The organism is Anaerobranca gottschalkii DSM 13577, from assembly GCF_900111575.1.
GTDB classification, from domain to species: Bacteria; Bacillota; Proteinivoracia; order Proteinivoracales; family Proteinivoracaceae; genus Anaerobranca; species Anaerobranca gottschalkii.
In genome coordinates this window covers 32,810-43,015 of the sequence record NZ_FOIF01000013.1, presented here as the reverse complement: position 1 = coordinate 43,015, position 10,206 = coordinate 32,810, and the positions used below count along the sequence as shown (strand labels likewise).

The 10,206-nt window shown below is 33.8% G+C and carries 10 protein-coding genes; all 10 read right to left on the bottom strand.

The features are described 5' to 3' along the window. Nucleotides 1–324 precede the first annotated feature (324 nt). Nucleotides 325–1,305 (bottom strand): peptidoglycan DD-metalloendopeptidase family protein, encoded by a 981-nt coding sequence (locus BMX60_RS05175; RefSeq protein ID WP_091349913.1) that lies wholly within the window; start codon nt 1,303–1,305, stop codon nt 325–327. Between the two features lie 86 nt (nt 1,306–1,391). Further along, complete coding sequence (locus BMX60_RS05170; RefSeq protein ID WP_091349910.1) at nt 1,392–2,378, bottom strand: sodium:calcium antiporter; 987 nt, start codon at nt 2,376–2,378, stop codon at nt 1,392–1,394. 103 nt (nt 2,379–2,481) lie between these two features. Continuing rightward, nucleotides 2,482–3,459, bottom strand: coding sequence for a class II fructose-bisphosphatase (gene glpX, locus BMX60_RS05165; protein ID WP_091349909.1), 978 nt, complete (start codon nt 3,457–3,459; stop codon nt 2,482–2,484). Nucleotides 3,460–3,627: 168 nt separating this feature from the next. After that, nucleotides 3,628–4,275, bottom strand: a complete 648-nt coding sequence (gene fsa / locus BMX60_RS05160; RefSeq protein ID WP_091349906.1) for a fructose-6-phosphate aldolase — start codon at nt 4,273–4,275, stop codon at nt 3,628–3,630. Between the two features lie 24 nt (nt 4,276–4,299). Further along, a complete protein-coding gene (gene glpX, locus BMX60_RS05155; RefSeq protein WP_091349903.1) occupies nt 4,300–5,253 on the bottom strand; it encodes a class II fructose-bisphosphatase in 954 nt (317 codons plus the stop codon). 22 nt (nt 5,254–5,275) lie between these two features. Further along, nucleotides 5,276–5,632, bottom strand: coding sequence for a response regulator (locus BMX60_RS05150; RefSeq protein WP_091349901.1), 357 nt, complete (start codon nt 5,630–5,632; stop codon nt 5,276–5,278). 40 nt (nt 5,633–5,672) lie between these two features. Continuing rightward, a complete protein-coding gene (locus BMX60_RS05145; protein WP_091349899.1) occupies nt 5,673–7,142 on the bottom strand; it encodes a gluzincin family metallopeptidase in 1,470 nt (489 codons plus the stop codon). A gap of 155 nt (nt 7,143–7,297) precedes the next feature. Continuing rightward, on the bottom strand, nt 7,298–8,911 hold the full coding sequence (locus BMX60_RS05140) for a CTP synthase (RefSeq protein ID WP_278276546.1): 1,614 nt from the start codon (nt 8,909–8,911) through the stop codon (nt 7,298–7,300). A 34-nt stretch (nt 8,912–8,945) separates the two neighbouring features. Further along, the gene (locus tag BMX60_RS05135; protein ID WP_091349896.1) at nt 8,946–9,629 is read right to left on the bottom strand and encodes a hypothetical protein; all 684 of its coding nucleotides are present in this window, start codon (nt 9,627–9,629) and stop codon (nt 8,946–8,948) included. Nucleotides 9,630–9,653: 24 nt separating this feature from the next. After that, nucleotides 9,654–9,884 carry a hypothetical protein gene (locus BMX60_RS05130; RefSeq protein WP_091349893.1) on the bottom strand — a complete coding sequence of 77 codons (231 nt, stop codon included), beginning with the start codon at nt 9,882–9,884 and terminating at the stop codon, nt 9,654–9,656. Between the last annotated feature and the right edge of the window lie 322 nt (nt 9,885–10,206).

Below are 10,206 nucleotides of genomic sequence, written 5' to 3'. Positions count from 1 at the left end.
TTAGACGTTTTAACCATCGTTCAACTGAAAAAGTTTATAAAGAACTTATGCTTTATTTATTTGGTCGAAACATCAACAAATATCACAAATTTATAACAGGTCAAATAAAAGAATTTGAAGGAAAAACTTCAGAAGTAGCAGCTTAAAAATAAATCCACCAATAAAATTAGCTACTTTTATTTGTCATGCCCAAAATTAATATTTCTTTAATAAAAAAAGAACTCAATAGTTATGGTTAACTTCTAAAAAGTCCCACAACTAGCGAGTTCTTTTTATTCATGAGCTAAAATTGTAAAATTAGCTATTTCCCGACAATCCCTTTTTTTACCTTTGTAGATAATTTATAGGATTTACTGCTTTTGAAGAACTATTGCCACCAATACGAATTTCGAAGTGTAGGTGCGGTCCGGTAGCATTTCCTGTCGCCCCTACCCTTGCGATTTCTTGCCCTTTTTCAACCCACTGCCCTTTCTTTACAGATAAAGAACTGGCGTGGGCGTAAAGGGTATAGTTATTGTCATGTTCTAAAATAACAGTATATCCATATCCACTCAACCAACCACTATGAACTACCTTACCTGATGTAGCTGCTAAAATTGGAGTACCTCTACTGGCCCCTATGTCTAATCCTCTGTGAAACTGGGTTTGGGCTGAATTGAAAGGATTTCTTCTCCATCCATACGGGGAAGTTATCACTCCATTAACTGGCCATAACAAGTTCCTAAAGGTCGGTATACTAGCAACAGTAGTTGTGACCCCACTTCTGGAAGGTACTACTGTACGCTGTGCAGCCACAGGCTTAGCATTAGGCAGTATTAGTATACTTCCTACAGTTAATGCTGTAGGTTCAACTTCATTTACCTCTAATATATCTTCAATAGTTATCCCATAAGTTTGAGCTAATCCATATATAGTATCGCCTCTTTTCACTGTATGGATTAGTCCATCTACCGATGGGAATCTCAATTGTTGCCCTACTACAATGAGATTTGGATTTGAGATATTGTTGTTGATGATGATGGTGTTTTCCTCAATTCCATATTGTTTTGCAATGGATTTGACTGTATCACCTCTTACAACAACATGGGTAATTATCGTTACATCTTCATTTATTTCCTCCCTTATATTCGGTGGCATGTCTGGCAAATATTGTTCAATAACCAATTCATCTTCTACTAAAAAACCATCATACCATAAAAATACTGGCATAGATAGTTCTGCTACCGGATGTCCCAGGGCTGCTCCCATAGTACTAAGTAATAAAACTACTAGCCCTATGGAAAACAGGAAACTGAGCCTATCCATAAATAAAATCACCTCTTATTTTTTTATTGCCAAACCCAATGTTATTCTATCCACCTTTTGTTAATATATACATAAATTACCTTTAGCTATAAATTTATCCCTAAATTAAAGAGGAGTAAGGCTGCTAAAATGTAACCTATCACTATTGCCCAACTATCATACCCTAAAGTAAATACACTTTTCCTACTCCTATATATTATCCCAATTATAGCTATAACTGAAAGACATATCCCAAATAACCCTGTTATCCCATTTTCTATAGAAATAGAAGAAAGTACAGGATTCCCTACATAGAATAGGTCTGTTAAAAAAATTATTAAAATATTCATTACATTGGCGCCTAAGATATTACCAATGGCCATATCAAAAGCTCCCATCTTAGCAGCGGTAAAAGTCGCTACTAATTCAGGTAGTGATGTAGTTATAGCAATTAAGAATGAACCTACAAAACTACTTCCAAGTCCTGTGATTTGAGCAATTTCATTACCGGTATTAGCCAACATTCTCCCTGAAAAAACAATTATTATCCCTGAAATAATAAAACCTATAATTCCTTTTTTCAAAGAGATGTTAGAATAAACTTCCTCATTTTCTTCTTCTAAATTATGCCTTCTATTATATCGTAAGATTAACCTAGTACCTGCTAAATATACCAGTAGTAAAATCAAAGTATCTATCCCAATACCAAAAATAGCTATATTCATTTTAATTATTATAAAGGCTGCTGCCAATGCTGAAAGGAGTATCCCAATCCCCGCTGTTAATATATGTCCTAACTTTATATGTATCATAAGGGGACCTCTTCCTTGTACTAAATCTACTATGGCAATTATTACAATATTGAACATATTACTTCCAAAGACGTTTCCTACTGCAATATCTGGGTTCCCAATAATAGCAGCTTGGGCACTGGTGACAATTTCCGGCAACGAAGTGACAACAGGTAGTAAAAGGGCTCCAATCAACGCACCACCTAATCCAGTTTTTTCGGCTATTATATCTGCATTTTTAGATAAACTCATTCCTGCATAAACAATTAGTGCTGCACTTACAAAAAAATATAGCCAAACCATCAAATTACCCTCCAAATAATAGTTTTTAAAAGTTTTCCCAACTCTTAGACTTTTAACAAAAAAAATATATCATATATAAATATAAAAAAAAAGGGCTGAGCCCTTAGTAACCTATTAATTTTTGATAAACTTTTGGTTTTTTATCTAAACAATGTTGGGCAAAAACAGTTCTAATAGTTCCAGTTTGAGCCCGCATCACTACTGATTCGGTGTATGCTATATTACCCATAAATCTAACACCTTTTAATAGATCTCCATCGGTAATTCCCGTAGCAGCAAATATAACATCATCTCGTCCAGCTAAATCGTAAATGTTTAAGATTTTATTAGGGTCAGTTATATTCATTTCCTTTAACCTTTCTAATTGACTTTCATCATCAACTACCAGCCGCCCTTGCATTTCTCCACCTAAACACCTTAATGCAGCTGCCGCCAGTACTCCTTCTGGCGCTCCTCCAATCCCAAAGAGAATATCAACACCAGAACTAGGATATCCTGTGGCAATAGCTGCTGCTACATCACCATCGGAAATTAGTTTAACTCTAGCCCCTGCCTTCCTTACTTCTTCAATAATTTTTTGGTGCCTTGGACGGTCTAAAATAACTGCTACTAAATCTTGAACCCTTTTATTCATTGCCTTTGCTAAAATTTCCAAGTTTTCTGTAGGACTTTTATCTAAACTAACTTTACCCTTTCCTAAAGGTCCTGTGGCTAATTTTTCCATATACATATCCGGTGCATGTAATAAATTCCCTTTTGGTGCCACAGCTACTACTGCAATGGCATTAGGTAGACCTTTAGCTACAAGGTTTGTACCTTCAACGGGGTCTACTGCCACATCTAGTCTTGGCCCATTTTTATTTCCTAATTTTTCACCAATATATAGCATTGGGGCTTCATCCATTTCCCCTTCCCCAATAACCACTTCCCCGTCCATTGATACAGTATCAAACATAGCTCTCATTGCCTGAACTGCAGCTTGGTCAGCTTCATCTTTTAAACCCCTTCCCATAAGCCTTGCTGAAGCTAAAGCAGCAGCTTCTGTAACTCGAACAAACTCCAAAGCCAATTCTCTTTCCATCCAAAGCACTCCTCTCTCTTATATCCGTTATACTCTTATAAGATTTGTGTTATACTTATTATACCAAAAAATATTAATGTGATATAGTGTTTTTTATGTATTTAAGGTGAAAATTTTTCAACTAGATAAAAGGAAGAAGGGGTGAGGATATCCTTCTTCCTTTTAAATTTATTTATTTTGAGTTTTTTCCCAATCTGCTAAGAATGCAGCGATACCTTTATCTGTCATCGGATGGTTAATCATTTGTTCAATTACTTTTGCCGGAACTGTAGCAATATGGGCTCCTGCTTCCATAGCTTTCAAACAGTGCAAAGGATGCCGTACACTAGCGGCGATTATTTCTGTATCTATCATGTAATAATCAAAAACCTTTACGATTTCTTTAATTAACTCCATCCCATCATGACCTATATCATCTAGTCTACCAATAAAGGGACTAACATAAGTAGCACCTGCATTGGCTGCTAAAATAGCTTGATTTGCCGAAAATACTAAAGTCACATTTGTCTTGATTCCTTCTGCCGTTAAAGTTTTAACTGCTTTAAGACCTTCTTTAGTCATAGGGATTTTTACAACAACATTAGGAGCAATGCTTGCTAATTCCCTAGCCTCTTTTACCATACCATCATGATCTAAAGCTATTACCTCAGCACTAATAGGCCCTTTAACTACTTCGGCTATTTCTTTGATCCGCTGATGAAAATCCACTCCTTCTTTAGCTACTAAAGATGGATTTGTGGTTACACCATCAATAACTCCTAGGTCGTGAATCTCTTTAATTTCTTCTAAATTTGCTGTGTCTAGAAAAAACCTCATCTTCTTACCTCCTCTAAATTGAATTTACAAAGGTTTTTTATCTAATCTATGGATGGCTGTTATATATCTTATTGTTCCCGTTTTTCCCCTCATTACTAAGGAATGGGTTCTAGCTATATTGTTTTTAATTTTTACTGCATTTAAAAGATTTCCCCCGGTAATTCCTGTAGCTGCAAAAAATATATCATCACCTTTTACTAAATCGTCAATAGTTAACACTTTATTTATATCTACAATTCCCATTTCCTTTGCTCTGAGTATTTCTTCTTCATTTCTAGGTTTTAGAATGCCTTGAAAGTCTCCATCTAAACACTTTAACGCCGCTGCCGCTATAACTCCTTCTGGTGCTCCTCCTATTCCGGTTAACAGATCAATTTCCGGCTCTTCATTGGCAGTAGCGATAGCCATTGCCACATCACCGTCAGGAAAAATATTTATTCTACACCCTAATCTCCTTATTCTCTCTATCCTTTCGGCATGTCTAGGTTTGTCCAATATTGCCACTGTCATATCTTGTACCCTTTTACCAAGGGCATCAGCCACTTTAATAATGTTTTCTTCTATAGGTTTACTAATATCAATAACACCTTTTGCTCCTGGGCCTACTGCCAATTTATCCATATACATATCTGGGGCATGTAAAAAGGTTCCTCCTGCTCCAGCAGCTAACACAGCTATGGCATTGGGTAGTCCCTTTGAAACTATAGTAGTTCCTTCTATAGGGTCTACTGCAATATCTACTTTAGGTTCTTTCCCACAACCTACTTTTTCACCTATATAGAGCATTGGAGCATTATCAATTTCCCCTTCCCCGATGACCACAGTTCCATCGATATCTACATGATCAAAGGCTTTTCTCATAGCTTCTACAGCAGCTTGATCTGCTCCATCTTTATCTCCCCTACCCATAAAAGGTGCTGCAGCGATGGCTGCTGCTTCTGTTACTCTGACAAATTCTAAAGCTAATTCCCTTTCCATTACAACATTTTCCTCCTTAATTTTACACGTATTTTTCAACAACTTCTAAAAGTTGAATTATGTCAAAGGGTTTTAAAATATAATCTATAGCCCCCAGTTTTTGAGCATCTTTAGTTACTTTTAGTTCCCCAAAAGCTGTCATAATAACAACTTTTACATCAATATCCATTTCTTTAATTTTTTTTAATGTGGTAATCCCATCCATCTTTGGCATTTTCATATCTAATAACATTAAATCAACTGTATTTTCTTTCAAAAAATCTAAAGCTTGTAAACCATCGGCACATTCATAGACCTCATACCCTTGGGGCCTTAATATTTCTACTAATAATTTTCTGATGCCCACTTGATCATCAGTTACAAGGATTTTTTTTCCCATACTTCCCCCTCCAAGAACCAAAACTTTATAATATTTAAGCTTATATTACAAAGTATTTTATCATTACATCTATATTAAAATCTTTAAATCCAATGTTTTCCACAATTTCTTCTGTTCTATACATGCTTCCCGATTTCCATAAATTTTTCAAGAAATCTCCACTTTCTTTCTTTAAAAACCATAAACCTCCAAAGTTATTAACTAAATATTCTCTCAAATAACTTTCAAAGATCCATGCCCTCAGATAATTGGAAGTGTTAAAACCTATATCCAAATCTAGCAAATAGTTTTCGGGATTTACCTTTACTTTTACAGCTTCTTCCATTATTTTAACATACTTTTCCTTCAAAGTTTTATCTTCTTTAGGACCTGAAAAGATTTCTAATTCATATAGAAGTTTACCACAAAACCTTCTAATAATGTATAGATTATAGCCATCTATAAATACCTTATATTTAGTTAATGTATCTTCATCCATATCTAAAAATTTATCTATCCAAAGTTCATTAGCTATTAATTGCTGAAATAAATAACCATAACCTTCACCGACAGATTTATCCCCAATCCGTTTATATTCAAAGGGTAAATCCTTCGATGTGTAGGCATAATGTTGACAGTGTCCAGTTTCATGTAACGAATCCTGGTAGTCTTCTATCCCTCCTTTAGGATTAAGAACTAGGTGGATTTCATCAGGTATACTAACAGGACAGCAAAAACTTTTAATTGCTTTTCCTTCTTTCGGATCTAACGATAAAGTAACATTGTTCTGCTCAAGGATATTTATCCCTAAACGGAACAAAGTATCTTCAATGGTTGGTATAAGTTCTATATCAGAAAAATATTTATCGAAGGGATTAGATTTAAAAATATAGGTAATATCTGATTTTTGTAGAGGTTCACTACCCTCTTCTAAGTAATACCCTTCTAACTTTTTTAGTAAAGTTGTATACTTTGTTTCTGTTTGAGTTAAAAACTTTTTCCCTAGTTCTTTTAGTGTATTAAAGTTTACTGGGGTAATATCGTGTATTAATTCAACATAGTTTCGGTATCCAAAATCTGTAGCTATTCTTTTAAGGATATCAACCCTTTTCTCCCTTAAAGCGTTTATTCCAGCTTGTCCTTCACCTAACTTTTTATCCAAGGCTAATCTTTTTTCTCTATTTTTTTCTGCTGGTAATAACAATTGGGCATATTTTAAAGATATCTCGCCTTTATCAACTTCAACTAGTGTTTGTAATTCCCTTTGGGCTATTTCCCTGGTCAATTCAAAACATTCTTTTCCAATATACCCCTGAAAAAGGAAAGACAATAAGTATTTCTTTTCTCGAAAACTTAAATTTTCATTACATTTAAGGTTTTCTATGTTTTCTTTTGTAAATATTCCTTTATATTTACTATAAATTTCCCTCAATTCTTCTTTAATTTCTTTGCCTAAACCTTTACGGAGATAATACTTTCCTAAATCTGAAATCAAGTTTTCCCCCTGTTTCCGTATTTCTTCAACTTTCATTTACAACACACCCCCTAGGCAGGAAATTCTACCTTTAAATATATACTATTCTACTACCTGTAGTATATTCCTGCATAAAAATAAAAAAAAAGCAAGAATTTATTACAATCTAATGTAATAGTTCTTGCCACATTTTTATCCCGATTACAACTAGTTTACTTATTTGAATGTTTTATAGCTGCACCTACAAAGTCTCTAAATAATGGATGACTTCTGTAAGGTCTTGATTTAAATTCAGGATGATATTGTACTGCAACAAACCACGGATGATCCTTTAACTCCACCGCTTCAACTAATAACCTACTAGGGGAGTACCCACTAAATACTAGTCCTTTTGAAGCCAAAAGATTTCTGTATGTGTTATTAAACTCATAACGGTGGCGATGTCTTTCATAAACTATTTCATCTTTATAGGCGGCAAACATTTTGGTGTTTTCTTCAACAATACATGGATAAATACCCAATCTCATGGTACCACCCTTATCTTCTACATCCTTTTGTTCAGGTAATATATCAATAACAGGATTAGCCGTTTGGACAAACTCAGAACTATGGGCATCTTGTAGTCCACACACATTTCTAGCAAATTCTATTACTACACACTGCATTCCCAAACATATTCCAAAAAGTGGTACTTTGTTTTCTCTACCGTATTTAATAGCCTTAATTTTCCCTTCAACCCCCCGATCTCCAAAACCACCGGGAATAAGGATACCATCCACATCAGAAAATATTTTCTCTAAATTACAATCAGGTAATTCTAAATCCTCTGCTTGAATCCACTTAATCTCTACTTCATGATCATGATAAATACCGGCATGGCTCAATGCTTCCGCAACACTCAAATAGGCATCATGTAACTCTACATATTTCCCTACTAAAGCAATTTTAACCTTTTTATTTAAACCTTTAATCTTTTGGACCATTTCCTCCCAAAGGGTTAAATCTGGTTCTTTAGCATTGTTTATATTCAATCTTTTTAATACCAAATCAGCAAAACCTTGTTTTTCTAATGCCAATGGTACTTCATATATGGTTTCTACATCACCATTTTCTATTACAGCCTCTTTTCTAATATCACAGAAAAGGGCAATTTTCTCTTTAATTTCATCATCTAAAGGTAATGTTGTCCTACAAACAATTATATCAGGCTGAATACCAATAGATCTTAACTCTTTCACACTGTGCTGGGTTGGCTTAGTTTTTAATTCACCAGATTTTGGTAAATAAGGGATTAAAGTTACGTGGATATAAGCAACATTTTCCCTACCTACCTCATTTTTCATTTGCCTAATGGCCTCTAAAAAAGGAAGGCTTTCGATATCACCAACGGTTCCACCAATTTCAGTTATCACCACATCGGCATTATTTTGCTGAGCTGCCCTAACTATTCTTTCTTTAATTTCATTGGTTATATGGGGAATTACTTGAACTGTTTTCCCTAAATAATCTCCTTTACGTTCTTTACTCATTACCGACCAATAAATTTTTCCTGCAGTTACATTATTATTTTTATTCAAATTTTCATCGATGAACCTTTCATAATGACCTAAATCTAAGTCTGTTTCCCCACCATCATCGGTAACGAAAACTTCTCCGTGCTGATAAGGACTCATAGTACCAGGGTCAATATTTATGTAAGGGTCAAATTTTTGAATAGTAACTGCTAATCCCCGATCCTTTAATAATCTACCTAACGAAGCTGCTGTAATTCCTTTACCTAAAGAAGAAACGACACCACCGGTAACGAAGATATATTTTGCCATGATTTTACCTCCCCTTTGTTAATCACAATACTTTATTTTACTCTTTTTTTTCGGCAGATTCAAGACCTTGCCTTTCTTTTAAAGTTAAGTATGCCCTTGTTTGTAATGCTATCCCTATTCCTAAAAAGGCAAAAAATACTATATTTAATGTAACAACATTATTTACTAAAAAAAGTAAAAGTAAAAATAGTCCTAAAAGTAGTATCCATCCAAAAGTATACCCAAAATTTCCTATCACTAATATAGCTGAGTACTTTAAAGACTGGAAAAAAGAAAGATGGGTATCTACTAAAACACAAGGGAGATAAAACTGTAGCATAATATACCCCACAAAAACATAAATCCAAAAAATACTTAAAGCAACTGACCACCAACTTAAATCAAAACTTTGGTAAAAAGTTAAGTTTACATAAATTAGTAATGGTATTATTGCAGAAAAAATTCCATATTTTATACCCATTTTCCACTTCCTTATACCCTCCTTAAAACCAAAAGTTAATTTATCTCCTGTATAAAGGGCATTTACACCATTATATAGAGTTAGGAAAAGGGGTGAAATCACCAAAAGAAACAAAACTAAAGAAAGTAATGGGAAAAAGAAATAAGTTGTTATGAATAGTAAAATAATGGTAACACCTAGAATATTAACTAATAATAATTCTAAAAGGTTCATCCACATTTCTTTTAAAGCCTTTGGTAAAATCCTTGCTAATAATTCCATTTCTTCCCTCCTTGATTTTTCTTATTACTTTATTTTCCTACCATTTTTCTTCTTCCTTAAAATATGAAAGTCTTCCCTATCATATAGAGCCTTTGCTTGTTTAATAATATAATTTATATACTCTACTTCTGCTAAATATTTAGAATATATTGCATCAAATAACTCTTTATCTACTAAATTAGCTTGCAATTCATATTGATCTCTTCTTTTTATTGCTTCTTGAAGTTGTTTAGATAGTTCTAGAATTTCCTTCAATGTCAACACCTACCAATTCTATCAAAAAATATCAGCAAAATTTTGGTTCATCAATCGCTGCAAGGGATAACTATCTAACTTATCTGTATTTATTATATATTTTAATAACAAAAATCTACAACATCTATAAGCTTTTTAAAACATAATATTATATATTATATAACATTATAGTGATGGCAGCAAATAGTATATAACAAACGACCCCAAAATGCTCTAATAACTATTAGAGAATTTTGGGGTTAATCTATTTATTCATTTGTTAGCTTCAATCCCTTATAGGTAGGCTAGTAACGGTATTACAAACATTAGATGGAGGTAAAAA

Bases quoted from the DNA above. Each gene is read 5' to 3' on its own strand.
- BMX60_RS05150 (WP_091349901.1), bottom strand. From the start codon at position 5,632: ATGGGAAAAAAAATCCTTGTAACTGATGATCAAGTGGGCATCAGAAAA.
- glpX (WP_091349909.1), bottom strand. From the start codon at position 3,459: ATGGAAAGAGAATTGGCTTTGGAGTTTGTTCGAGTTACAGAAGCTGCT.
- BMX60_RS05145 (WP_091349899.1), bottom strand. From the start codon at position 7,142: ATGAAAGTTGAAGAAATACGGAAACAGGGGGAAAACTTGATTTCAGAT.
- BMX60_RS05135 (WP_091349896.1), bottom strand. From the start codon at position 9,629: ATGGAATTATTAGCAAGGATTTTACCAAAGGCTTTAAAAGAAATGTGG.
- BMX60_RS05170 (WP_091349910.1), bottom strand. From the start codon at position 2,378: ATGGTTTGGCTATATTTTTTTGTAAGTGCAGCACTAATTGTTTATGCA.
- fsa (WP_091349906.1), bottom strand. From the start codon at position 4,275: ATGAGGTTTTTTCTAGACACAGCAAATTTAGAAGAAATTAAAGAGATT.
- BMX60_RS05175 (WP_091349913.1), bottom strand. From the start codon at position 1,305: ATGGATAGGCTCAGTTTCCTGTTTTCCATAGGGCTAGTAGTTTTATTA.
- glpX (WP_091349903.1), bottom strand. From the start codon at position 5,253: ATGGAAAGGGAATTAGCTTTAGAATTTGTCAGAGTAACAGAAGCAGCA.